This is a genomic window from Psychrobacter sp. 16-MNA-CIBAN-0192, from assembly GCF_040309565.1.
In the GTDB taxonomy this organism is placed as follows: Bacteria; Pseudomonadota; Gammaproteobacteria; order Pseudomonadales; family Moraxellaceae; genus Psychrobacter.
In genome coordinates, this window is record NZ_JBEOOX010000065.1 from 1 (window position 1) to 354 (window position 354).

The 354-nt window shown below is 38.4% G+C and carries 1 protein-coding gene; it reads right to left on the reverse strand.

Features of this window, described 5'->3' with window-relative positions; translation table 11 throughout:
* The coding region (locus AAEY78_RS12380) for a sigma-70 non-essential region-containing protein (protein WP_352339639.1) at positions 1-354 on the reverse strand (354 nt) is incomplete at both ends.

Below are 354 nucleotides of genomic sequence, written 5' to 3' on the forward strand. Positions count from 1 at the left end.
GCATAAGGCTTGGTGCTTGCTTTTTCTTTGTTAAACCAATCTAAATTTGTTTCATTGCCGGTGAATGCTTTAATAAAGTTTTTCTTTGGCATCTTAGCTTGTTCAACACTAAGCTTAATGACTAACCGTTCTTGAATTCGTACGCGATCCATCATGCTGCGCATGCTTTTGACTAAACGGTCAAATTGTTTAGGGATTAAGCGGAATTCTTTGAATAATTCACCGATAACAAATAATGAGCCTATCGCTTCAGGATGATCACGGCCTTTTTCAGCAATAATACCTAAGCTTTTTTCGTAGGCTTCTCTGAGTTGAGTGAATTTTTCTTTGGCTTGTTCAGGATCAGGCCCTTTG